Genomic DNA, 23686 nt, shown 5'->3' on the forward strand with positions numbered 1-23686 from the left:
CGGTTGAGGCAAGCAGAAAGATGCGCCGGCCTTCAACTGTTGTATGACGACTTACCTGGTCTTAACCATGAGCAAGGCGACCAGGCTGATGACGGCTGCCGCCGACAGATAGTAGCCAACGTACTGCAAGCCGTAGTGCGTGGCCAGCCACGTGGCAGCGTATGGCGCCAGCGACGCGCCGAGGATGCCGGCCAGGTTGAAGGTCAGCGAGGCGCCGGTGTAGCGCACCTCGGCCGGGAACAGTTCCGACAGCATCGTGCCCAGCGGCCCGTAGGTCAGGCCCATCAGGCCCAGGCCAAGCGACAGGAACACCGTCACCTGCACGCTGCTGCCGGAGCCGAACATCGGCCCCAGCGCCAGGCCGAACACCGCGATCGCGGCCGACACCCAGATCAGCGTCGAGCGGCGCCCCTTGCGGTCGGCCCAGACAGCGGAGAACGGTATCGTCAGCGCGAAGAACAGCACGGCAAACAGCTGCAGGATGAGGAAGTTCTGGCGTGAGAACTTCAGCGCCGTGGTGCCCCAGCTCAGCGCGAACACCGTCATCAGGTAGAACAGCACAAAGGTGGCCAGCGCGATCAGCGTGCCCAGCACCAGCACGCGGCGATGGTCGCGCCACACCGACAGCACCGGTACCTTGACGCGTTCGTTCTTGTCCAGCACCTTCTGGAAATCCGGCGTCTCATGGATTTTCAGGCGGATGTACAGGCCGACGATCACCAGCAGCGAACTGGCCAGGAAGGGAATACGCCAGCCGTAGCTGAAGAACTCGGCGTCGCTCAGGGTTTCGCTGAGCAGCAGGAAGATGCCGCCCGACAGGAAGAAGCCGATCGGCGCGCCCAGCTGCGGGAACATGCCGTACCAGGCGCGCTTGCCCGGTGGCGCGTTCTCGGTGGCCAGCAGCACCGCGCCGCCCCACTCGCCGCCCAGGCCCAGGCCCTGGCCGAAGCGGCACAGCGCCAGCAGCGCCGGCGCCAGCGTGCCGATCGACGCATAGGTCGGCAGCAGGCCGATCACGATGGTCGAGATGCCCATGGTCAGCAGCGCCGCCACCAGCGTCGCCTTGCGGCCGACGCGGTCGCCGAAGTGGCCGAACACCGCAGAACCGACCGGCCGCGCAAAGAAGGCGATGGCAAAGGTGGCGAGGGATTGCAAGGTGGCGGCAGCGGGATCGCTGGCCGGGAAGAATAGCTTGGGGAACACCAGCACCGCAGCGGTGGCATAGATGTAGAAATCGAAGAACTCGATCGTGGTGCCGATCAGACTGGCAAACAACACGGTGCCGGCCGAATTGGTCTTGTGCTGACTCATGCTGGGCGCTCCTGCAGTGGGGTGTGCGGGCCATCATACACACCACCTTGCAGGATTGCCAAGCTGGCTTATGGGTCTATTTGCGCAAAGCCAACCGATAAGTCGTCAGAGCGTAGCGGCCTTACCACGCGCGCCTTTTCCTCGCCGTCCAGCAGGAAGATGAAGGTCGGCCACAGCTTGACGCGGAACGAGCGCCCCAGCGGCCGGCCGGGGCCATCCTCGACCTTGTAGTGCGTTACATTCTCGCTGCCGGCGTATGCCTGTTGCAGCGGCGCTTGCGCCGCCATGCAATGGCCGCACCAGTTGGCGCCGAATTCCAGCAACACAGGGCCCGGCATGGCGTCAAACTCGGCGCGCTGCGGCGCCTCGGGAATGTAACGTGTTTTCATGAAGCCTTTCGCTGAGCGGTTATTTGGTCTTCTTATTTGGTCTTCTTCACCTGCTTGCACGGATCGTCACGCTGCTGCGGCGCCAGCACCTGCAGGCTGTCATAGCGGCCGCCGTTGTCGCTGCCTTCGGCAAAGCCGATGCTGCGCACGGTCAGCGCCGGCGTCACCCGGTTCAGCCAATAACCGACGCCGATGTCCTTGCGCACATGGCCGTTGCCGGCGATGAGCACCACATCCTTGGGCTGCTGATCGCGCACGATCTTGGCCATCCAGATATCGCGCGCCACCTGGGCGTCGACCATGCCGCCCACCATCATCTCCGGCAGCATATTGCAATGGCCGGCGACAATCTCGTTCTGCTGCGCGCTGCGCACGGCCTCGGGCAGCGGCTGGTCCAGCTGGTAATCCTTGACGCTTTGCGGATCGAAGCTCGACTTCACGCCATCCCGCACCACGCGCGACGCATCCGCACGCGACAGGTTGCCGGCCACCAGCGGCAGATGGTAAGTCAGCGCCAGTTGCAGCACAGGATAATACAATTGCCAGTCCCAGCGCGCACCGCCCGCGACCTGGATCACGCACTGCGCATCCAGGCAGCTCTTCTGCGCCTTGTCCAGCACGTCCTGGTTCTCGCGGTCGAATTGTTCCATCACGATAACCGGGCGCCAGCCCGCCTCGACCCGCTGGCGCAGCAGCTCGTAGCGCAGCTTGTGCCCCTGGGCATTGTCATGCACCTCGCCCAGCAACAGCACCTGCGGGTTGGCCGGTCCCAGCAAATCCGCCGCCGGCAATGCCGCCTGCTTGCCGCTGCTGGCGCAGCCCGCCAATAGCGTGATCGCCGCTGCCGCCAGCACTCTATATGTAAAAATCATCTGATGACCGCTCATATACGTAAAGTTTATTTGTTGAAGAAGTGTCATTCTTCTACGCCACTGGCAAGCTGCCGGCGGGTGTTGTTGCGGCGCAAAAAATCGTTGTGACAATTGAAAAAATGATGGTAATTTATTATCCATCATGGTTTAATAGCAGAACCGTAGCAACTGCGGCAGTTTGCGCAACAACTTTACAATAACAGCATTAAATCGTCCTTAACTCCCTGTTCATGCTACTGCGCCAGGAGTGAAACCGTGAAAGTACCGTCCTTGATCTCGACTGCTTTACTAGCTTTAAGCCTTGCCGGCGCCGTACAGGCTCAGCCTGCCGCACCGGAAACTAATCATGTTGCACCTGCAACAATTGTACTCGCACAATGCGAGGCTAACGACACCGCCAAGTGCGACATGAACGCGCCTGCCGCCAAGGAAGCCGAGCCCGATGCGAATGTCATGGCATCGGAAAACGCCAAGCATGCGCAAAACGATCCTGCCTCGCCAGTACCGGAGCCTCAAACCTTCATCATGCTCATGTTGGGTCTGGTTGTACTGGGCGTCGCCTCGCGCCGTGGCCAGGCAACTGATAAATTTTTCAAGGACTGAAGCTGCCGCGCGGCCGTCCCCGAAATCCCGCCGTGTGCGGGATTTTTTACATGCAGATGCCGCGTATGCTGCTAATCGCGATGCCATGAAACAGGGCGCGGAACACGCAGCCGAGCTTGCGCCAGCCGTCGTCGGTAGCGATGATGCAAAAGAGGGTCACCGCCAGCGTCACGCCCAGCAGAAGTAATGCGCCTTTAATAACTTCCTTGTCCATGCAGACATTTTAGTCCCTAAGCGTGCAGACGGCTATCTGCGTGCAAGGCGGCGTCGTCTACAGGCGTCACACAAGGCATGCGCAGCACGAAGCTGGCGCCCTGCCCCAGCACGCTGGACACGGTGATGCTGCCGCCAAACTGCTTGGCGATCAGGTTGAACACGATATTCAGGCCGAGGCCTGTACCGCCCTGGCCGCGTCGCGTGGTGACGAAGGGATCGAACACCTTGTCCAGCATGTCCGGCGGAATGCCCTTGCCATTGTCGGTCACCTGCATTTCGATCCAGTCGCCCTGCTGCGCCACGCCGATGATGATGCGGCCCTCGTCCTCCGGTTCAAACGCGTGCTCGACGCAATTCAGCGTCAGGTTGGTGATGACCTGCGCCAGCGCGCCCGGATAGCTGTCCAGCATGATGTCCGGCGGGCAGGAAATACTGACCGTGATATGCGTCTTCTTCAGCTTCGGCTGCAGGCTGGACACCACCTCGTTGATATAGTCGCGCAGCTCGAAGCGGCGGCGCGCCTCGCTGACCTGGTCGACCGCGATCTGCTTGAAGCTGTGGATCAGGTGCGCCGCGCGGTAAGCATTGTTCATGATCAGCCGCGTGCTTTCCGACGCCGTCTCCAGGTAGCGCGTGATGTCGGACTTCTTGATGTTGCCGCCATCGACCGATGCCTGCACCTTCTCGGTGGCCTCCATCAGCACCGAAGCACTGGTCAGCGCGATGCCGACCGGCGTGTTGATCTCGTGCGCGACGCCCGCCACCAGCCCGCCCAGCGAGGCCAGCCGCTCGGCCTGCAGCAGCGATTCCTGCGTGCGGCGCAAATCATCCATGGCCTTGGCGGTGGTTGCCGCCGACTTGCGCGCCTCATCCTCGGCCTCGCGGATGCGCTGGATATTGGACTTGATCTTGCGCTGGATGGCGTTAAAGCCGCGGATCACCTCACCCAGCTCATCCTGGCGGTCATCCGGCAACTCCTCGACCTCGTCGCTGCCGCGCGTGGCCAGGTCGAACAGGCCGTCGCGCAGCCGTTTCAGCGGATCGAACACGATGCGCAGCGACAGCGCCAGCGCCGCCACCAGGATCAGGTCCAGCAGCAGCACTTCGGTGACCTTGCGGCGCACCTCGGCCGCCAGCGTGGCGTCGATTTGTGCGCGGCTGAAATTGACCACCACGCGGCCGACGATGACCGGCTTCAGCGCCGCGCCGGCGGCGCCGGAATCGCGGTAGGCCAGGTCAGCCACCACCGGCGTGCCACTGACGGCAGCGTCGTTTTCGATCGAGGAAATCGTGCCGTTTTCATTGCGCAGCTTGCCGGAGAACAGGCCGACCGAGGTATCATAGACGCGGATCGACACCAGCTCCGGCGGCATCATTTCGGCGGCGACGATGTTGTCGACCTTGGCCTTGTCCAGATCCCACAGCGCCGATGGCAGGCTGGTCTGCAAACGCGTCAGCACGCCCTGGCGCAAACGCTGGCTGCTGACCTCCAGTTCGTGGCCGAGGCTGTATTGTGCATAGGTGCCCGAGATGCCCAGCACCAGCGTGACAATGACCACGAAAAGCAGCGTCAAGCGGCCTTGAATACCAAACATCTAGCAATCTCCCGACAACACGGATTGGACGGCAACGTCCCAATGTACGGTATGGGCTGCGTCTTGGCAAGACAATGGTAAGATCAGCAAATATAGTTCAGAAGCAACCGGGAGGCGGCATGACAGGCAATTACCATCAACTGACACTGGCGGAGGTGCGACCGGGCATGGTCTTGTCCGACGTGCTGCTCGATGTGCAAGGCCATGTGCTGCTGCCGCAGGGGACGGTGCTGACCGAAGCGATGCTGGCGCTGATGCCGCGCCATGGCATCTCGGTGCTGCCCATCGTGCGCGCAGCAGTGACGCCGGAAATGGTGGCGGCGACGCTGGAGCATCACGATGCCCGCATTGCCCACCTGTTCCGCAAGAACGATGCGGACAGCGACAGCGACTGGGCCACCGCCACCTTGCGCCGCTTTGTCACCGACTTCCGCCTGGGTGTAGAGGAGACGCCGGAACATGAGTAACACCCTCAGTTACGACGACGTGGTGCGCACGCTGGACGACCTGCCATCGCTGCCGGCGGTGGTGATGGAACTGCTGAACAGCATCGACCAGGAAGATATCGACATCTCGGTGCTGGCCAAGAAAGTCAGCTACGACCAGGCGCTGACCGCCAAGACGCTGCGGCTGGCCAACTCTTCGCTGTACGGCTTGCAGGTCAAGGTGACCACCATCCAGCAGGCGATTACTTATCTGGGCTTTCAGACCACGCGCAACCTGATCACCGCAGCCGCCGTCACCGGCTGCTTTGCCGAAGGCCACTGCCCCGGCTTCGATCACAAGGCGTTCTGGCGCCACTCGATCGCCACCGCCGCCTGTGCCAAGGTGCTGGCGCGGCAGATGCGCTTCAACCAGGATTACGCCTTCACCGCCGGGCTGCTGCATGACATCGGCCGGCTGGTGCTGGTGTCCTGCTTCCCGAACCACTACTCGGAAACCATCGCTTACCGCGAGCAGCATGACTGCTACCTGCTGGAAGCGGAACGCGCGGTGCTGGGTGTGGACCACGTCGACGCCGGCCTGGCGCTGGCCGAGCACTGGAATTTTTCAGACACGATGCGGCTGGCCATCGGCGGCCACCACGACCCGGAAGCGCCGGGCGCGGGATTCCTGGCGGCCATCATTCACGTGGCCGATGCAATTGTGCATGCACTCGATCTGGCGCAGGTACAGGACGACCTGGTGCCGCCTGTGTCCACGGTGGCCTGGACTGCGCTAGGCCTTGATGAGGAAGTGTATCTGCAGATCTTCCGTGAGACGGAGTTGCAGTATGAAGAGATCTCTATGGTGCTACTCGCCTGAAGTGGCGTCCTGCCGGCACGGCTTATCCGCGCGCCGGCAGGCGCATGCGCTGGGCGCGCATCAATGATGTGCCGCGCTTCCGGCCTGAGCCTTGTCAGCAGCTACACGGTCTTCCGGCTTTGGACGGCCCTGGGCGTCGGACAGGCGGTACTTGGTGCGGCGGTCGCCCATCAGGTCGCGCAGGTCGCGGATGCTCATGCCGGTCACTTCGTGCATGCGGATCAGCAGCGAGGCGCCGACTGGCAGGCGGTGGTGACGGATTTTGCTGATGACCGGCGGCGCGACTTCCAGCAGGCGCGACAGCGCGGCATCGTTTTTCAGCTGCATCTTGCCGAGCAAGATATCCAGCAGGTGGTTAGGGTTGTAGCTTTCCTGCGAAGCGAGAGCATGATGTGCCATGATAAATTTCCTCGTTGGTTGGGGTGAACAGATAGTGCTGGTTCGAACTTAAGCAAAACTTAGAAACTTTCAACTTTGTTTTGCCTTGGCTTGATTGCCTTTCAAGCAAGATACCAGTGCACACCGCGCTAAGATTGTTCGACATCAATCAGTGGCTAGAAACCTTAGCAACAATGCTATTTCATCACATGGGCCCGGAGGATGTCGCACGCAAGAACTTGTAGGAAACTGTTACAAAGCAATTCCGGGGTCAGTTCTGCCAAACGTACATGAGCTCGTGTACGTTTGGCAGAACTGACCCCGGAATGGAATCAGGCGGTGGTGTCGATGTTGCGGCCGAGGGTTTTTTCGTTGTCGCGGCGCTGGGTGTCGGCTTTTTTGTCGGCTTGCTGCGCGGCGCGGCGGTCGGCGGCGGCAGCTTCGTCGTTGCCGCGCGCTTCGCTGCGCGTGGCTTCGCGGTTTTCCTTCACTTGCTGGCGGGTGATGGCGTCGTCCTTCTCGTTGCGCGACGCTTGCTGGGCACGACGCGTCTCCGCCGTCTGCTCGGTACGCTGCTCGGTACGGTTGGCCCGGGTCTCGCGCAGGTTCAGCTGCACGGCGTCGGGCCTGAGAGTGGAGGTAACATTAATTGCCATGACTCTACTGTAGCGCAAAGGCAAGCAAAATCAAGTTCCCGTTCCGGCAAATACGATAAACTATCGCCTGTGCCGCTTCAGCGGCCTTCTCTGACAAAGCATCCCATTGAAAACCAAAACTCCAGTCCAGCCGCACTACTTCGTCCCGGAGCCGCTCGATAACGCGCGCCTGGCCCATCTGTGCGGCCCGCTCGACGAAAACCTGCGGCAGATTTCTGCCGCGCTGGACGTCACCATTTTCCGCCGCGGCGAGAAGTTCATCGTCAGCGGCCATAACGCCGAACGCGCGGTCGAGATCCTCGACCATTTTTACGCCATCGCCAACAAGATCGTGCCGATCGAGGAAGTGCAACTGGCGCTGGTCGAACAACGCGCCAGCATGCACGCCGGTAATGCCGCTGCTGTCGATGAGGCACCCGTCGCTGCCGAAAGCGCCCCGGCCGCACGCACCGCCAAGCCACGCAAGGTGGAGCCTGTGCCGACCGGTGAGATCGAGATCAACAGCCCGGTCCTGAAGACCCGCCGCGCCGATCTGCGCGGCCGCACGCCACACCAGATTCGCTACCTGCGCAACATCCTCGATCACGACATCAGCTTCGGCGTCGGCCCGGCCGGCACCGGCAAGACTTATCTAGCGGTGGCCTGCGCCGTCGATGCGCTGGAGCGCGATGCCGTCAAGCGCATCATCCTGACCCGCCCTGCGGTGGAAGCCGGCGAGCGCCTCGGCTTCCTGCCGGGCGACCTGTCGCAGAAGGTCGATCCTTACCTGCGTCCGCTGTACGACGCGCTGTATGACCTGCTCGGCTTCGACCGCACGCAAAAGATGTTTGAGAAGCAGGTGATTGAAATCGCCCCGCTGGCGTATATGCGCGGCCGCACGCTGAACCACGCTTTCGTCATCCTCGACGAGGCGCAGAACACCACGGTCGAGCAGATGAAGATGTTCCTGACCCGCATCGGCTTCGGCAGCAAGGCGGTGATTACCGGCGACGTCACCCAGGTCGACCTGCACAAGAGCCAGAAGAGCGGCCTGGTGGACGCCATCCAGGTGCTGAAGGAAGTGCGCGGCATCGCCTTCAGTCACTTCAATAGCGAAGACGTGGTGCGTCACCCGCTGGTGGCGCGCATCGTCGACGCCTACGAAACCGCCCATAACCACGAAGCGGAAATCGCTCCCTTATTGAAAGCCACGGCGCTCAAAAATGTCCGCAAAAAATAAACTGACGCTGTCGGTACAGTACGCCGATCCACGCCTGCAGGAAAGCATGACCCGCCCGAAAATCCGCAAGTGGGTGCAGGCCGCGCTGTTCGCGCCGGCCGAGCTGACCATCCGCTTTGTCGACGCCGATGAAGGCCGTGAACTGAACCGCGAATACCGCGGCAAGGACTACGCCACCAACGTGCTGACCTTCGCCTACAACGAAGGCGAGGAGGAACTGCCGGACGACGCGCCGACCCAGGCCGACATCATCCTCTGCACCGACGTGCTGCAGAAGGAAGCGGCCGAGCAAAAGAAAACCGTGGAAGAACACACCGCCCACCTGATCGTCCACGGCGTGCTGCACGCCCAGGGCTACGATCACATGGACGACGAGGAAGCCACCGAAATGGAAGCCATCGAAACCGAGATCCTGGCAGAACTGGGGTACGCCGATCCTTACGCGGAATAAGGTATGCCAGGGCTGTCTTTTTGACAAAAGCGGCCCTGCTTTCCCATTTGGTGTATCCTATACCCCTCCGCAACAACCGGCTCACGCCAACTATGCAAGAGCACTCTAGTAGCGTCAAGACTGACGCTAAACCTCACAGGTCGCTGTTTGAACGGCTGACCGCCCTGATTTCCCCCGAGCCCGAGAACCGATCGGAGCTGCTCGAAGTTCTGCACGACGCCCATGAACGCAACCTGATCGACGCCGACGCCCTGTCGATGATCGAAGGCGTGTTCCAGGTGTCCGACCTGTCTGCCCGCGATATCATGATCCCGCGCTCGCAGATGGACGTGATCGACATCTCCAAGCCGATCGAAGAATGGATGCCGCTGGTGCTGCAAACCGCCCACTCGCGCTTCCCTGCCATCGAGGGCGAACGCGACAAGGTGATCGGCATCCTGCTGGCCAAGGACCTGCTGCGCTACTACGCCGAAGAAAGCTTCGACGTGCGCGACATGCTGCGCCCGGCCATCTTCATCCCCGAGTCCAAGCGCCTGAACGTGCTGCTGCGCGATTTCCGCGCCAACCACAATCACATGGCCATCGTGGTCGATGAATACAGCGGCGTCGCCGGCCTGATCACCATCGAAGACGTGCTGGAACAGATCGTCGGCGATATCGAGGACGAATACGATTTCGACGAAGAAGAGGACAACATCCTCTCCATCCGCGAAGGCCAGTTCGGCCCGCGCTGGCGCGTCAAGGCGCTGACCGAGATCGAACAGTTCAACGAAGAGCTGGACACCGCGCTGCCGGACGACGACGTCGACACCATCGGCGGTCTGGTCGCCAAGCACCTCGGCCGCATGCCGCACAAGGGCGACACCTTCGATTTCGAAGGCCTGCGCTTTGAAGTACTGCGCGCCGACGCCCGCCAGATCCATGTGCTGACGGTGGAGAAGCTGCCGCCCGCGCCCGTCCAAGACGACGCCGCATAATGCGCTTTCGCCGCGCCAATCCCAACGATCCCCCCAAGCCGCAACGCTCGACCCGAGGCCGGATGATCATCGCCGGTCTGGCGGGCGCGCTGTGCGTGCTCGCCTTCGAGCCGTTCGGCTGGTGGCCACTGGAGATCCTCGGCCTGGCGACGCTGTTCTATCAGACCCTGCGCAGCAGCAGCATCAAGGCTGCCGCGCTGATCGGCTGGGCCTTTGTCACCGGCTGGACCGCCGCCGGCGTGCACTGGCTGTACGTGTCGATGCATACCTACGGCGCCATGCCGGCCCCGCTGGCCGCGCTGGCGGTGCTGATGCTGGGCGCCGCCATGGGCCTGTACGGCGCCGCCGCCATGGGTGGCGCCGCCTGGCTGCGCAAGCGCTGGGCGCTACCGCTGCCGGCCGCCAACCTGCTGGTGCTGCCTGCCATGTGGGCGCTGTTCGAATGGGTGCGCGGCTGGCTGTTCACCGGCTTCCCGTGGCTGTCGTCGGGCTACGCCCACAACCATGGACCGCTGGCCGGCTACGCCCCGATCATCGGCATGTACGGTTTGGGATGGCTGGCGGCGGTGATCGCCGGGGCCCTGCTGTTGCTGTTGCACCGCAGCCGCCTGCGTGCAGCCGGGCTGGTGATCGCCATCTCGGCGGTCGGCGTGGGCCTCAGCTTCATCCAGTGGACCCATCCTGAAGGCAAGCCGATTTCGGTGCGCCTGCTGCAAGGGAATATCCCGCAGGAAGAGAAATTCAACGGCAACAAGGTGCTGTCGACGCTGAAGCTGTACCAGGACGCCATCACTGCCACGCCGGCCGACCTGATCGCCACGCCGGAAACCGCCATCGTCATGCTGCCGCAGCAGCTGCCGCCCGACTACCTGCCGGGCATCGCCCAGTTCCTGAACAAGACCAATAGCAACCTGATCCTCGGCATTCCGCTGGCCGACAGCCAGACCGCCTATTTCAACAGCGCGATCGGCATCACGCCGCGCCAGAGCGACGGCTACTACCGCTACGACAAGCACCACCTGGTGCCGTATGGCGAGTTCATACCTTACGGCTTCCGCTGGTTCGTCAACCTGATGTCAATCCCGCTGGGCGACCAGACCAGCGGCCGCGATATCCAGCCGGCGTTCACGATCAAGGACCAGCGCGTGCTGCCGAACATCTGCTACGAAGACTTGTTTGGCGAAGAAATCGCCGCCCAGCTGAACACCCCGGCGCATGGCCAGCAAGCGGCCACGCTGCTGCTGAATATCTCCAACCTGGCCTGGTTCGGCGACACCATCGCCATCCCGCAGCATTTGCAGATCTCGCAAATGCGCAGCCTGGAAACCGGCCGTCCGATGCTGCGGGCCACCAATACCGGGGCCACCGCCATCATCAATGGCGAAGGCAAAGTGGTCGAACAGCTGCCGGTGAACACCTTCGGCACGCTGGCCGCCAACGTCCAGGGCATGGCCGGCAGCACGCCCTATATCATCTGGGGGAACAAGCTGTTCCTCGCGCTGGCCGCGCTGTCCCTGGCGGGCGCATGGTTTTGGGCGAAACGCTCGAAAAATCAGCCAAAAACCGCTTAACCCGCTAAAATCATCCCTTTAGCGAAACTGCAACCGCGCGCCCGTCGGCCCTTGCCAAGGCGCGCCACCGACGATACAAGATGCTGACATTTCAACAAATTATCCTGACCTTGCAAACCTACTGGGACAAGCAAGGCTGCGCCCTGCTCCAGCCATACGATATGGAAGTCGGCGCCGGCACCTTCCACACGGGTACTTTCCTGCGCGCGATCGGCCCTGAGCCTTGGCGCGCCGCCTACGTCCAGCCATCGCGCCGCCCGAAAGATGGCCGCTATGGTGAAAATCCGAACCGCGGCCAGCACTACTACCAGTACCAGGTGGTGATGAAGCCGGCGCCGGAAAACATCCTCGACCTGTATCTGGGTTCGCTGGAAGCGCTGGGCCTGGACCTGAAACAGAACGATGTCCGCTTCGTCGAAGACGACTGGGAATCGCCTACGCTGGGCGCCTGGGGCCTGGGTTGGGAAGTCTGGCTGAATGGCATGGAAGTGACGCAGTTCACCTACTTCCAGCAAGTCGGCGGCCTGGATTGCAAACCGGTGCTAGGTGAGATCACCTACGGCGTCGAGCGTCTTGCCATGTATCTGCAAGGCGTCGAGAATATGTATGACCTGGTGTGGACCACCTGGGAAGAGAACGGTGAGACTAAAGTCTTGAAGTACGGCGACGTGTTCCATCAAAACGAAGTGGAACAATCGGCCTACAACTTCGAGCACTCGAACACCGAGCTGCTGTTCGCGCAGTTTAACAACCACGAATCGGAAGCCAAGCGCCTGATCGAAGCGCAGCTGACACTGCCGGCCTATGAGCAGATCATGAAGGCCTCGCACAGCTTCAACCTGCTGGACGCACGCGGCGCCATCTCGGTGACCGAACGCGCCGCCTACATCGGCCGTGTGCGCGCGCTGTCGCGCCTGGTCGCGCAGGCCTACTACGAATCGCGTGAGCGCCTCGGTTTCCCGATGGCCCCCGCCTTGGCCACCGCTGCCGCCGCTGAATAAAACGATATAAACGATATGACTCAAACTCTGCTCATCGAACTGCTGACCGAAGAACTGCCGCCGAAGGCGCTCGCCAAACTGGGCAAGGCTTTCGCGGACGGCATCGTCAACGGCCTGAAATCGCGCGACTTCCTGGAAGCCGACAGCATCGCCACCGCTTACGCCACGCCACGCCGCCTGGCCGTCTCCATCACCAAAGTGCGTGCTGTGTCGCCGGACAAATCGATCCGCGAAAAAGTGCTGCCGGTCTCGGTGGCGCTGGACGCCGCCGGCAACGGCACGCCACCGCTGGCCAAGAAACTGGCCGCGCTGGGCTTCCCGAACCTGACCGTGGCCGATCTGGAACGCGCGCAGGACGGCAAGGCCGAAAGCTTCTTCTACACCTACACCGCCGCCGGCAGCGCGCTGCAAGGCGGCCTGCAAGCAGCACTGGAAGACTCGGTCGCCAAGCTGCCGATTCCAAAAGTGATGAGCTACCAGCGTCCGGACGGCGCCACCGTGCAGTTCGTACGCCCTGCGCACGCGCTGGTCGCGCTGCATGGCGACGCTGTTCTGCCACTGACCTTGCTGGGCCTGACCGCCTCCAACGTCACCGAAGGCCACCGCTTCCTGACCGCGCCAGGTCAACGTGCCGTCACCATCGCCAATGCCGACACCTACGCCGCCACGCTGAAAGCCGACGGCAAGGTACTGGCCTCGGTCGAAGAGCGCAAGGAACAGATCCGCGCCGAACTGCTGGCCAAGGCCGGCGCCGACCAGGTGCTGATGCCTGAATCGCTGCTGGACGAAGTCTCCGCGCTGGTCGAATGGCCAGTGGTCTACGAATGCAAATTCGAAGACGAATTCCTGGCCGTGCCGCAGGAATGCCTGATCCTGACCATGCAGACCAACCAGAAATACTTCGCGCTGACCGACACCAGCGGCAAGCTGCGCTCGCGCTTCCTGATCGTCTCCAACATCGCCACCGATACGCCGGCCGCCATCATTGGCGGTAACGAGCGCGTGGTGCGTCCGCGCCTGTCCGACGCCAAATTCTTCTTCGAGCAAGACAAGAAGAAAACCCTGGAATCGCGCCTGCCGCTGCTGAAGAACGTGGTCTACCACAACAAGCTGGGTACCCAGGCCGAACGCAGCGAACGCGTGACCGCGCTGGCCGGCGCCATCGCCGCCAAGCTGGGCGCCGACGTTGCGCTGACCGAGCGCGCAGCCAAGCTGTCGAAAGCCGACCTGCTGACCGACATGGTGGGCGAGTTCCCTGAACTGCAAGGCATCATGGGCACTTACTACGCCCGCAACGACGGCGAAAAAGAAGACGTCGCGCTGGCCGCCTCGGAACACTACCAGCCGCGCTTCGCCGGCGACGCGCTGCCATCGACCGTCACCGGCACCGCCGTCGCACTGGCCGACAAGCTGGAAACCCTGGTCGGCATCTGGGCCATCGGGCTGGCGCCAACCGGCGACAAAGACCCGTTCGCGCTGCGCCGCCACGCGCTGGGCGTGCTGCGCATGCTGATCGAAAAGCGCCTGTCGCTGTCGATCACCGGCCTGCTGGCCGACGCCGCGAAACAGTTCACCACCGTCGCCGGCTTCAAGGACCCGAGCGCCGACGTCGCCACCTTCATGTTCGACCGCCTGCGCGGCATCCTGCGTGAGCGCGGCTTCTCGGTCAACGAGATCGAAGCTGTCGTCGCACAGAACCCGGACCGCCTGGACGACATCGTGCAGCGCCTGGAAGCCGTGCAAGCCTTTGCCGCGTTGCCGGAATCGGCCTCGCTGGCCGCCGCCAACAAGCGCATCACCAACATCCTGAAGAAGAACGAAGAAGCCCTGGCCGCCGTCGGCGAACATGGTGTCAACGTCACGCTGCTGAAGGATGTGGCGGAAGTGAACCTCAACGCCGCCGTGGTGCGCGTGCTGCCGGCCATCGACGAAGCCTTCAACCAGGGCGACTTCGCCGGCACGCTGAAAACGCTGGCGCAGCTGAAGGAAGAAGTCGATGCCTTCTTCAACGACGTCATGGTGATGGCGGAAGATGTCGCCCTGCGTAACAACCGTCTGGCGCTGCTGTCCTCCCTGCACGGGATGATGAACCGCGTGGCGGACATCTCCAAGCTGGCGGCTTAAATGGGGGCGCCGTCCATCAAACTGATCATTCTTGATCGCGACGGCGTTATCAATCACGATTCGCCTGACTTCATCAAATCGCCGGCAGAGTGGATACCCATCCCCGGCTCGATGGAGGCGATCGCCAAATTGAATCAGGCCGGCTACCGGGTGGTGGTGGCGTCGAACCAGTCGGGCATCGCCCGCGAGTTCTTCGACATGACCATCCTCAACGCCATCCACCAGAAGATGCACAACCTGGCGCAGCAAGTCGGCGCCGACATCGACGCGGTGTTCTTCTGTCCACATGCCGCCGCCGACAACTGCGACTGCCGCAAGCCCAAGCCCGGCATGTTCACAGAAATCTCGCAGCGCTATAAAATCAGCCTGAAAGGCGTGCCGGTGGTGGGCGATTCGCTGCGCGACCTGCAAGCCGGCTATGTCAGCGGCTGCGTGCCCTACCTGGTCCTCACCGGCAAAGGCGAGAAGACCCAGGCCACCGGCGGCCTGCCGCCCGGCACCATGACCTTCCCCGATCTGGCGGCGATGGTCACGCATCTGCTGAAAACCAGCACCCCGCCGGCGCTGCACGTCGTCAGCTAAACAGTTTTTGGAGTCTGCTCTTGGGTCATCCCATTTTATTTTTGCGTTCCCTGATTTTCACCATTGTCATGGTGGTATCGACCGTCCTTTGGTCGCTGGTGTGCTTCCTGGCGGCACCGCTGCCTTACCGCCAGCGCTTCTTCATCACCTCGCGCTGGAACGTGTTCATCATCTGGTGCCTGCGGGTGATCTGCGGCATCCGCTACGAGGTGCGCGGCCGCGAAAACCTGCCGGACGCGCAGGCCATCCTGCTGTCCAAGCACCAGTCGGCGTGGGAGACCATCTTCCTGCTGCCGAACATGCCGCGCCCACTGGTGTTCGTGTTCAAGAAGGAGATCCTGTACATTCCCTTCTTCGGCTGGGCGATGGCGCTGCTGCGCATGATCCCGATCGACCGCAAGCAAGGCAAGCACGCCTTCAAACACGTGGTCAATCACGGCAAACGCCGGCTGGCGCAAGGCCTGTGGATTATCATGTTCCCGGAAGGGACGCGGATTCCGGTCGGCCAGGCGGGCAAGTACAAGAGCGGCGGTACCCGTCTCGCCATCGACACCGGCGCACTGGTGGTGCCGATTGCCCACAATTCCGGTGAGTGCTGGCCAAAAAACTCTTTCATCAAGCGCCCTGGTCTTGTTACAGTATCGATAGGTAAGCCAATTTCGCCCGAAGGCCAGACGCCGGACGGCATGATGCAACAGGTGGAAACTTGGATCGAATCAGAAATGCGCGTCATTTCGCCCCACGCCTACAGCGCTGGTTAGACGATCTGGCGACTGCGGTCAAACCCGCGTCGCCCGATCCGAATCAACCAGACCTGTTCCGGGAGGGCCACAAGCCGGTGTACACAGCACCGGTATGGTCCGTTCCACCTTCGCAGAAAACACCTCCCGCCTCGCCTTACGTCTCCCCGCCGGAAACGGCAGTCCCGGTCAAAACAAGGCCGCTGGTCGCACCGCCTTCAGATCAGCCGCCGCGCCGCCAGTTGCTGGTCGGTGAATTCATCCTTGAATACGAATTGCGCCGTTCGACGCGGCGTTCGATCGGTTTCATGATTGACGACGAGGGCCTGCGTGTGACGGCGCCGAAGCGCGTCAGCATCGCCGAGATTGATGAAGCGATCCGCACCAAGCAGCACTGGATACTCGGCAAACTGAAAGAACGGCGCGAACGCCGTGCGGCGCGGCTGCAAAAGCCGCCACTGGAATGGATCGACGGCGCGCAGATTCCGTATCTGGGTGCGGACATCACCTTGCGTTTGCTGGTGGGTGGGCGCAATCGCAGCATCTACAATCCGAACACGCGCGAGCTGTGGATAACGTTGCTCCCTGGCGCCAGCGAGAATTTGCTGAAAGAGCGGGTCAAGACGTGGTATCAGCAGCAGGCCAAGGAACTATTCGCGCAGCGGCTGGATTTGTACGCGGGGCGGTTGGGTGTGCAGTACCACTCGTTCGGCCTGTCATCCGCCGGCACGCGCTGGGGATCGTGCACCGCCGACCGCAAGATCCGCCTGAACTGGAAACTGATCCATTTCTCGCTGCCGCTGATCGACTACGTGGTGGCGCATGAACTGTCGCACATCCTGGAAATGAACCACAGCCAGCAATTCTGGGACACCGTCGGCCTGATCTACCCCGAATACGAAGAAGCCAAAAACCTCCTCCGCAGACGCTCGCAGGAACTGCCGGTGTTGTTCTCCTAAATATGCTGAAGGGACCAGTCGCGGTACTCGGCCGCAGTCTCAAAAGCAGGAATATCATTTAACCGTGCTTCGGAGGCCAGGTTTTTTAAGCTTTCAAACGCCTCCTGCAAAGTAGTCAATGCACGCAAGCCGCCAGCAACATCCTCTTCAGTGGCAAGGGCCTGTATCGCCAGTTTAAAATATTCAGCAGCGAGCTTGGGATCTGCCTTCAGTTCTCTTAGCAAACTCTCATGATGAGAGACATCTCGTAGAAAAGCTTTCATCTCTGTCTCCGTTTCCAATCCTTCCAGTATCGTCTAGCCCTCTGCACGTCCGATGCTTGCGATTTTTTATCTCCGCCTGCCAACAAGATGATGATTGCATCGCCTTCGAGACCATAATACACCCGATATCCTGGACCTTTATGAATGCGCAACTCCATTATGCCCTGGCCTGCCGATGCAATATCACCAAAGTTTCCGCACATCGCTTGGTCCAATCTAAGCAGAACATGCGCCCGCAAAAGCGGATTCTTAAGCCCGGACAGCCACTCATCAAATGGAATACGCCCGTTCTCACGTACGTACCGCCTGATTGTTCTCATCTCCGCCTCCGCAATGGATAACGAAGTGGTCAGTATGTTGCGCCTCTGCTCTTAGTGATCTCGATTAAATCAAACTTCGGAAACAAACTCGTTCCTGATCGTAACGCGCGCGCACCGGCGATCCGCTAATGCCAAAATGTCGGTCACAGATACTCATAGAGGTTGTCATGAATCCTGGAGATGAAGCAGAGCCGGATACTCCCGGCACTGGCGAAGATGTTTGCCCGGTGTGCAAAGGTAGCGGCCATGCGCCGGATACGGAAGAGGACACGCCCTGCCCGAACTGCGGTGGCACGGGCGTGATTACGGAGGGTATCGGCGGCGGTTAGTGCTGCTTGCCGATCAGGGCTGGCAGCAGCGCCAGCGTGCGGCGGGTGGCGCCGCGGTGCTGGTTGGCGAACGATTGGGCGTTCAGGCCCATCGTGGTGCGGGCGGTGGTGTCGGTCAGCAGGCGGGCTGCGGTGGCGATCAGGTCGGCGGCGTCGGTGATGCGTTGGGCGCCGCCGGCGGCCAGCGCGTCTTGCGTGACCAGTTCGAAGTTGAAAGTATGCTGGCCAATCAGGATCGGTTTGCCCAACGCGGCTGGTTCGATCAGGTTCTGGCCGCCCAGCGCTTGCAAGCTGCCGCCGACGAACGCTACATCGCACGCCGAGTAGTAGGCGAACATTTCGCCCATCGAGTCGCCCAGCAGCACGTCGACGCTGTGCGGCATGGCGCTGCCGTCCAGCGCCAGCCGGCTGCGGCGTTCTACCGTGAGGCTATGCGCGGCGACCATGCTCTCCACTTCGTCGAAACGCTGCGGATGGCGCGGGACGATCAGCAGCAGTACATCTGGCGGCAAGGCGGAGCGGGCGCTCACATACGCTTGCAGTATGAGTTCTTCTTCGCCTTCGCGGGTGGAAGCGCATAGCAGCACTGGACGCTCGCCGATAGCGGCGCGTAGCGAGGCGCCGATCAGCAGTGCGGTTTCCGGCACCACGACATCAAACTTGATGCTGCCGGTGACTTCCACGCGTTGCACGCCCAGTGAACGGATGCGCTGCGCGTCAGCGTCGGTTTGCGCCGCGACCAGCGAGATGCCGCGTGCGGCGTCGGTCATCAGCGCACCGAAACGGCCAGCCTTGCGCAACGAACGTTCCGACAGGCGCGCATTGGCCAGCACTACCGGCACACCCTTGGCGCCGCAAACGGCGATCAGGTTCGGCCAGACTTCGGTCTCCATCAGGATGCAGACACTCGGCTTGAAATGGCGGATGAAGCGTGACACCATGCTGCCGGTGTCGTAAGGAAGATAGGATTGCACCAGGCGCTCGCCGTGCTTGGCGAACAGCGACTTGCCGGTGGCGCGGCCAGTGGGCGTCATGTGCGTGAGGATGATGCGGCTGCCTGGATATTCGGCCAGCAAGGCGTCTACCAGCGGTTCGGCGGCGCGCGTTTCGCCGACGGAGACGGCGTGGACCCACAGCACCGGACCAGCCGCAGACGAGGTGGCATCGCTGCCGCTAGCAGCACGATCACCAGCGCGCGACGCGACAGGCAAGGAGACAGCGCCGGCGACGGGCGACGCGGCCGGCCGGGTTGCGGCGGCGCGGCCGTAGAAGCCCAGGCGCTCGCCCCAATGCTGGCGATAGCCCGGCTCCTGGCGGCCACGCAGCCACAGTCGCGTCAACACCAGCGGCAAGGCCAGCCACCACATCACGGAATAAAGCAAACGCATAAATCAGCCCAGCAGACTCCGGGCCGCAGCCAGCACGTCCGCCACCGATGGCGGCGTACCCTGATCGCCCAGATTGATAATGCGCGGCGACCAGTTGCCCTCGGTCTTCCAGCGCGGCGAATCGGCATAAATCTCCACCGTCGGCCGCACAAAGGCGGCGGCAATGTGCACCAGTCCCGTATCGACGCCGATCACCAGCGACGCGCGGCGCGCCACCATGATCGCATCGGCCATCGACAGCTTGGGCAGCACACGCGCATTCGGCAGGCCGGCGGCGATACGTTCCGCCTCTTCCTTCTCCTTCGGCGAGCCCCACGGCAGCAGGATGGTCATCGGCGCCAGTTCACGGCCCAACGCGATCCAGTTTTCGGTCGCCCACTTCTTGGCGTCGCGTGCGGTGCCATGGAAGTAGACCGCATACGACGCCGGCATCCACTCCGGGCGCGGCGTATCGTCCGGCACCTCCGGCAAACCGAAGTCCGCCGGCGTATCCACCGCATAGCCCAGTGCCGCGCCAGCGACGATGCGCCCGCGCGCCACCGCATGCGTGCGCGGATCGGTCGGAATGCTCAGGTGATGAAAAATCCGCGAAATGCCCTCATAGCCCGAACCCTCGCTGCCATTGGCCAGGCCAACCTTGCGGCCGCCTTTCACCACGCGCGCGGCGCCCATGATGATGCCGCTCTTCAGCAAGCCCTGGGTATCGAACACAAAGTCATATTCCTGCTCACGCAGCGTGCGGAAGAATTGCCTGATCTCGGCGCGCGTCTCCGGCTTGCCGAGGCTCTTGCGCCAGCGCCGCAAGGCGAACGGAATCACCTTGCGCACGCGGGCATTCATCCGCACCAGGCTGACAAAGCCCTCCTCCACCACCCAGTCGATATGCGCGTCCGGGTAGTGGCGGGCGATGTCGGCCACCATCGGCATGTTATGCAGCACGTCGCCCATGGACGACACGCGCACCAGCAGGATATTCAGCGGCTTTTGCTTCACCATGAGACGCTTAGAACGGCAGCTCCGCGTCCGGCTTGGCAGCCAGGATCACGCTCTTGAACTGGCCCTGGATGCGTTCCAGCGCGGCAGGCGTTTCCGCTTCGAAGCGCATCACGATCACCGGCGTGGTGTTGGACGAACGCGCCAGGCCGAAGCCGTCTTCGTATTCCACGCGCAGGCCGTCGATGGTGATGATCTGTTTATTGCCAGGGAATTTGGCATCGGCGCGCAGCTTGTCCATCACGGCGAAGTTCTCGCCTTCCTTCAGGTGCAGATGCAGTTCCGGCGTGCTGTCCGATTGCGGCAGCGCGTTCAGCAGCGCCGACGGATCTTTTTCCTTGGTCAGGATTTCCAGCATGCGCGCGCCGGCGTACAGGCCGTCGTCGAAACCATACCAGCGGTCCTTGAAGAAGATGTGGCCGCTCATTTCGCCGCCCAGCGGCGAACCGGTTTCCTTCAGCTTGGCTTTGACCAGCGAGTGGCCGGTCTTGTACATCAGCGGCTTGCCGCCGGCTTGCTCGATGTACGGCGCAAGGTGACGGGTGCACTTCACGTCGTAGAGGATTTCGGCACCAGCGTTACGCGACAGCACGTCGGCAGCAAACAGCATCATCTGGCGGTCCGGATAGATGATCTGGCCATCCTTGGTCACCAGGCCCAGGCGATCGCCGTCGCCGTCGAAGGCCAGGCCGATTTCAGCGTCGGTCTCCTGCAGCGCGCGGATCAGGTCTTGCAGGTTTTCCGGATGCGCAGGATCAGGATGGTGGTTAGGGAAGTTGCCATCCACTTCGCAGAACAGCTCGATCACTTCGCAGCCCATGCCGCGATACAGGTCGCCGGCGAACGCGCCAGCCACGCCGTTGCCGCAATCGACCGCGATCTTGATCGGGCGCGCGACTTTCACGTCGCCGATGATGCGTTGCAGGTATTGCTCACGGATGTCGTGGGTGCTGTAGCCGCCCGGCGTGGCGGACGGCTTGCCGTCATGCGCCAGGATGCTGTCGTACAGTCCGGTAATGGCCTCGCCGTGGATGGCCTCGCCGGCCAGCACCATCTTGAAGCCGTTGTAGTCCGGCGGATTGTGGCTGCCGGTCACCATGATGCCGGATGCAGCGCCGAGCACATTGGTGCCAAAGTACACCATCGGCGTGGCCACCACGCCCAGGTCGATCACGTCGACGCCGGATGATTGCAGGCCTTCGGCCAGCGCCTTGGCCAGGAACGGGCCGGACAGGCGGCCATCGCGGCCAATGACGACTTTCTTCTCGCCCTTGGCCAGCGCGGCGCGGCCGAAAGCGGCGCCGATCTGGTGCGCCACACCGGCGTCCAGGGTTTTATCGATGATGCCGCGGATATCGTAAGCTTTGAAGATGGTTTTGGATAAGGTGACCATAGGGAATGAGCTTGAGTGCGCAAGGCGGTGCTGCGCGCCAGCGTGCAGAGATCGGTGCGCGGATTAGTAGGAAAGGCTAGCCGGCGTTGTAGCGGGCACAAGCTTGCATATAGTAATTGTGATAACGTCGGCGCGCAAGCCTGTGCAGCGCGCCAACCGGGTAAATCCGCTTAAAGCTTGAGACCGGAGATGTCGTTGCCGGCGTCCAGCCAGTCCTTGACCCATTGCGGCTGGCGGCCACGGCCGGTCCATTGCTGGCTGGCATCTGCCGGATTGCGATAGCGAGGCGCCACGGGACCGGTCTTGGCGCGCGCGCTGGCGCCGCTGCCGACCAGGTCCTGCACCGAGACGCCGACGCTCTTGGCGATGGCGAAAATTTCTTCACGCGCCTTGGCCAGGTCCTGGCTTTCGCGCTGTTTCAATTCCTGCTTGACGCGCTCCTGCAATTGGCGCAATTCAGCAGAAGACAGATTGGTCACATCCATTGCAATTCCCTTTATGTGTTGACGGCTAATACCACGGCGGGAATAGTCTACATCAAGCTAAAAAAATCAGTGTTTCTTATGACGTATCATCCAGCGCGGCGCTTTAAAGCGCACGATGCGTACATAAATCCAGATATAACTGCAGATAAACAGCAAGCAGAACAGCATTAATACCCAAGTGTGGCGCCAGAATACTGTGGCTGGAATTACCGCCGTCAGCGAAAACAGCCACAGATAAGGCGAGGTCAGCGAATTGCGGCGGATCAGCGCGCGCGCCTCCTTGCGGCCCACCGCCCATTGCACGATGCGGCGGAAAATCAGGCTGTGCAGGTGGATGCCGTCCGGCATGGCTGGCGACTTGCCACGCACAAACATGCGGCGATATACCGAGAATAAAGTTTCAAAGGCCGGATAAATCAGCAGCAAGGCGGCATACCAGGTCGATACCTGCGGATTGCGCATTACCAGCAACAAGGCCAGTTCGCCCAGCATAAAGCCGATGAAATAAGCGCCGCCGTCGCCGAGGAAAATCAGGCCGACCGGATAATTCCAGATCAGGAAACCGGCCGTGGCGCCGGCCACCATCAGCGCGGCGATCAGCACAAACATATCATTGACCTGCAATGCCACATAACCAAGCGATAACAGCATGCAGATACACACCACGCTGGCCAGGCCATTAAAACCATCGATAATATTGACCGCGTTGGCAATGCCAGCCACCGCCAGCACGGTCAGCGGCAGCGTCACCCACATATGAGGCAAAGCCCAGGTGGAAAACGGCCAGTCGAGGCGATCAATGCGGGCGTCCAGCAGGAAATAGCCGAGCGTGGCGGCGGCCATGGTGAGCAGCAGACGGCGCGACGGGCTGACGCGGCCGGTGTAATCTTCGACGATGCCGCCGGCAAAGGCGACGGCCGCGCAGGCCAGTAGCGCCAGCAACAAGTCGCTGAGCACCGGCACGCGCCAGATGGAAATCGCGGAACTCAGCGCAACCGCCAAAAAAATAGGCAGGCCGCCAATGCGCGCCACATGATGCATGTGAACTTTTTGCACGCTATTGAAATTGGCGTCCAGCGCCGGACCGTGCAATCTCGCTTCTTTAATGACCAGCAAAGTCAGCAGCGCGGAAGCGATAAAGCTCAGTAGGAAGGAAAACATATTATTTTATTATCTGCGTTGTATCGCAACACGCGGCATTATCAACGTGCCAACAGCGGATTGTACAGGATAACGCGCGCCCATCCGCGCTTTGCGGACCGCCGGCATCATACCAGCCGCGCCCTCCCCCGTTGAGAATGCTTACCAATCGATACAACTGCGGGGAGCGCCTATCAGCCAGCGGCTAAGCGGCCTGATCTTTGCCCGACGGCAATAGTACCGGTCATCGCTGCACCACCCTGTCTTCGAGGATTTGCAGCAGATACTGCCCATAGTTATTCTTTTTCAGCGGCTCGGCCAGCTTGCGCACCTGGTCGGCGTCGATATAGCCCTTGCGATAGGCAATCTCTTCGGGGCACGCGACTTTCAGGCCCTGGCGCTTCTCGATGGTGGCGATGAACTGGC

Annotated in this window: 27 protein-coding genes and 1 pseudogene; 13 read left to right on the forward strand and 15 right to left on the reverse strand. The window is 61.8% G+C overall.

Annotation, left to right across the window (positions count from 1 at the left end):
* Window positions 1–51: 51 nt before the first annotated feature.
* The 3 genes from BLS51_RS28550 to BLS51_RS28560 all read right to left on the reverse strand — a co-directional run bounded on the left by BLS51_RS28550 (window position 52) and on the right by BLS51_RS28560 (window position 2572).
* Window positions 52–1311 (reverse strand): MFS transporter, encoded by a 1260-nt coding sequence (locus BLS51_RS28550; protein WP_090183354.1) that lies wholly within the window; start codon window positions 1309–1311, stop codon window positions 52–54.
* A 68-nt stretch (window positions 1312–1379) separates the two neighbouring features.
* On the reverse strand, window positions 1380–1700 hold the full coding sequence (locus BLS51_RS28555) for a thioredoxin family protein (protein ID WP_090183352.1): 321 nt from the start codon (window positions 1698–1700) through the stop codon (window positions 1380–1382).
* A 32-nt stretch (window positions 1701–1732) separates the two neighbouring features.
* Complete coding sequence (locus BLS51_RS28560; protein WP_090183349.1) at window positions 1733–2572, reverse strand: ChaN family lipoprotein; 840 nt, start codon at window positions 2570–2572, stop codon at window positions 1733–1735.
* A 255-nt stretch (window positions 2573–2827) separates the two neighbouring features.
* Between BLS51_RS28560 and BLS51_RS29895 the strand changes: the two genes are divergently transcribed.
* Window positions 2828–3175 carry a PEP-CTERM sorting domain-containing protein gene (locus BLS51_RS29895; protein WP_090183346.1) on the forward strand — a complete coding sequence of 116 codons (348 nt, stop codon included), beginning with the start codon at window positions 2828–2830 and terminating at the stop codon, window positions 3173–3175.
* 46 nt (window positions 3176–3221) lie between these two features.
* Here the strand turns inward: BLS51_RS29895 and BLS51_RS29900 are convergent, their stop codons facing one another.
* Window positions 3222–3389 carry a hypothetical protein gene (locus tag BLS51_RS29900; protein WP_175472717.1) on the reverse strand — a complete coding sequence of 56 codons (168 nt, stop codon included), beginning with the start codon at window positions 3387–3389 and terminating at the stop codon, window positions 3222–3224.
* Between the two features lie 16 nt (window positions 3390–3405).
* Window positions 3406–4986, reverse strand: a complete 1581-nt coding sequence (locus BLS51_RS28570) for a sensor histidine kinase (protein WP_090183344.1) — start codon at window positions 4984–4986, stop codon at window positions 3406–3408.
* Window positions 4987–5105: 119 nt separating this feature from the next.
* On the opposite strand from BLS51_RS28570, the gene BLS51_RS28575 reads away from it, so the two are divergent.
* Together BLS51_RS28575 and BLS51_RS28580 are read left to right on the forward strand one after the other, a co-directional pair.
* Window positions 5106–5453, forward strand: coding sequence for a hypothetical protein (locus BLS51_RS28575; RefSeq protein ID WP_090183342.1), 348 nt, complete (start codon window positions 5106–5108; stop codon window positions 5451–5453).
* Window positions 5446–6291, forward strand: a complete 846-nt coding sequence (locus tag BLS51_RS28580) for an HDOD domain-containing protein (protein ID WP_090183341.1) — start codon at window positions 5446–5448, stop codon at window positions 6289–6291. The genes BLS51_RS28575 and BLS51_RS28580 overlap by 8 nt, the downstream gene beginning before the upstream one ends.
* Before the next feature lie 60 nt (window positions 6292–6351).
* On the opposite strand, the gene BLS51_RS28585 is transcribed toward BLS51_RS28580, so the two are convergent.
* Window positions 6352–6690, reverse strand: coding sequence for a hypothetical protein (locus BLS51_RS28585; RefSeq protein ID WP_090183338.1), 339 nt, complete (start codon window positions 6688–6690; stop codon window positions 6352–6354).
* A 311-nt stretch (window positions 6691–7001) separates the two neighbouring features.
* Complete coding sequence (locus tag BLS51_RS28590; RefSeq protein WP_139168815.1) at window positions 7002–7325, reverse strand: hypothetical protein; 324 nt, start codon at window positions 7323–7325, stop codon at window positions 7002–7004.
* A gap of 106 nt (window positions 7326–7431) precedes the next feature.
* Between BLS51_RS28590 and BLS51_RS28595 the strand changes: the two genes are divergently transcribed.
* From BLS51_RS28595 to BLS51_RS28635, 9 genes are all read left to right on the forward strand, one after another.
* Window positions 7432–8544, forward strand: a complete 1113-nt coding sequence (locus BLS51_RS28595) for a PhoH family protein (protein ID WP_090183334.1) — start codon at window positions 7432–7434, stop codon at window positions 8542–8544.
* The gene (gene ybeY / locus BLS51_RS28600) at window positions 8528–8995 is read left to right on the forward strand and encodes an rRNA maturation RNase YbeY (RefSeq protein WP_090183332.1); all 468 of its coding nucleotides are present in this window, start codon (window positions 8528–8530) and stop codon (window positions 8993–8995) included. Before BLS51_RS28595 ends, ybeY begins: the two co-directional genes overlap by 17 nt.
* A gap of 92 nt (window positions 8996–9087) precedes the next feature.
* Entirely contained in the window at window positions 9088–9972 is an 885-nt protein-coding gene (locus tag BLS51_RS28605) for a CorC family transporter (protein WP_090183329.1), read from the forward strand.
* A complete protein-coding gene (gene lnt, locus BLS51_RS28610) occupies window positions 9972–11543 on the forward strand; it encodes an apolipoprotein N-acyltransferase (RefSeq protein WP_090183327.1) in 1572 nt (523 codons plus the stop codon). Before BLS51_RS28605 ends, lnt begins: the two co-directional genes overlap by 1 nt.
* 80 nt (window positions 11544–11623) lie before the next feature.
* Window positions 11624–12544, forward strand: coding sequence for a glycine--tRNA ligase subunit alpha (gene glyQ / locus BLS51_RS28615; RefSeq protein ID WP_090183325.1), 921 nt, complete (start codon window positions 11624–11626; stop codon window positions 12542–12544).
* Between the two features lie 15 nt (window positions 12545–12559).
* On the forward strand, window positions 12560–14668 hold the full coding sequence (gene glyS, locus BLS51_RS28620; RefSeq protein ID WP_090183323.1) for a glycine--tRNA ligase subunit beta: 2109 nt from the start codon (window positions 12560–12562) through the stop codon (window positions 14666–14668).
* Complete coding sequence (gene gmhB, locus BLS51_RS28625; protein ID WP_229207557.1) at window positions 14669–15250, forward strand: D-glycero-beta-D-manno-heptose 1,7-bisphosphate 7-phosphatase; 582 nt, start codon at window positions 14669–14671, stop codon at window positions 15248–15250.
* A gap of 68 nt (window positions 15251–15318) precedes the next feature.
* On the forward strand, window positions 15319–16011 hold the full coding sequence (locus BLS51_RS28630; RefSeq protein WP_373994329.1) for a lysophospholipid acyltransferase family protein: 693 nt from the start codon (window positions 15319–15321) through the stop codon (window positions 16009–16011).
* A 5-nt stretch (window positions 16012–16016) separates the two neighbouring features.
* The gene (locus BLS51_RS28635; RefSeq protein WP_090183552.1) at window positions 16017–16949 is read left to right on the forward strand and encodes a M48 family metallopeptidase; all 933 of its coding nucleotides are present in this window, start codon (window positions 16017–16019) and stop codon (window positions 16947–16949) included.
* On the opposite strand, the gene BLS51_RS28640 is transcribed toward BLS51_RS28635, so the two are convergent.
* Together BLS51_RS28640 and BLS51_RS30705 are read right to left on the reverse strand one after the other, a co-directional pair.
* Entirely contained in the window at window positions 16946–17212 is a 267-nt protein-coding gene (locus tag BLS51_RS28640) for a hypothetical protein (protein WP_090183319.1), read from the reverse strand. The genes BLS51_RS28635 and BLS51_RS28640 overlap by 4 nt on opposite strands.
* On the reverse strand, window positions 17209–17532 hold the full coding sequence (locus tag BLS51_RS30705; RefSeq protein WP_090183317.1) for a type II toxin-antitoxin system RelE/ParE family toxin: 324 nt from the start codon (window positions 17530–17532) through the stop codon (window positions 17209–17211). Before BLS51_RS30705 ends, BLS51_RS28640 begins: the two co-directional genes overlap by 4 nt.
* A 167-nt stretch (window positions 17533–17699) precedes the next feature.
* Here BLS51_RS30705 and BLS51_RS29905 point away from each other — a divergent pair, with 167 nt between their 5' ends.
* Window positions 17700–17861: a hypothetical protein gene (locus BLS51_RS29905; protein WP_175472718.1), complete on the forward strand. Its 162-nt coding sequence runs from the start codon at window positions 17700–17702 to the stop codon at window positions 17859–17861.
* Here the strand turns inward: BLS51_RS29905 and waaA are convergent.
* The 6 genes and pseudogenes from waaA to BLS51_RS28680 form a co-directional block, all read right to left on the reverse strand.
* Window positions 17858–19249 (reverse strand): lipid IV(A) 3-deoxy-D-manno-octulosonic acid transferase, encoded by a 1392-nt coding sequence (waaA, locus tag BLS51_RS28655; protein ID WP_090183311.1) that lies wholly within the window; start codon window positions 19247–19249, stop codon window positions 17858–17860. The two genes, BLS51_RS29905 and waaA, sit on opposite strands and share 4 nt — an antisense overlap.
* A 3-nt stretch (window positions 19250–19252) precedes the next feature.
* The gene (gene waaC / locus BLS51_RS28660; RefSeq protein ID WP_090183308.1) at window positions 19253–20245 is read right to left on the reverse strand and encodes a lipopolysaccharide heptosyltransferase I; all 993 of its coding nucleotides are present in this window, start codon (window positions 20243–20245) and stop codon (window positions 19253–19255) included.
* 7 nt (window positions 20246–20252) lie between these two features.
* The gene (locus tag BLS51_RS28665) at window positions 20253–21635 is read right to left on the reverse strand and encodes a phosphomannomutase/phosphoglucomutase (protein WP_090183305.1); all 1383 of its coding nucleotides are present in this window, start codon (window positions 21633–21635) and stop codon (window positions 20253–20255) included.
* Between the two features lie 170 nt (window positions 21636–21805).
* A complete protein-coding gene (locus tag BLS51_RS28670; protein ID WP_090183302.1) occupies window positions 21806–22120 on the reverse strand; it encodes an H-NS histone family protein in 315 nt (104 codons plus the stop codon).
* A 66-nt stretch (window positions 22121–22186) separates the two neighbouring features.
* On the reverse strand, window positions 22187–23281 hold the full coding sequence (locus BLS51_RS28675) for a glycosyltransferase family 4 protein (protein WP_090183299.1): 1095 nt from the start codon (window positions 23279–23281) through the stop codon (window positions 22187–22189).
* A 223-nt stretch (window positions 23282–23504) separates the two neighbouring features.
* Window positions 23505–23686 (reverse strand): annotated as a pseudogene (locus tag BLS51_RS28680) (glucose-1-phosphate thymidylyltransferase); the annotation flags it as partial.

This window comes from Duganella sp. OV510, assembly GCF_900100205.1.
Taxonomy (GTDB): domain Bacteria; phylum Pseudomonadota; class Gammaproteobacteria; order Burkholderiales; family Burkholderiaceae_D; genus Rugamonas.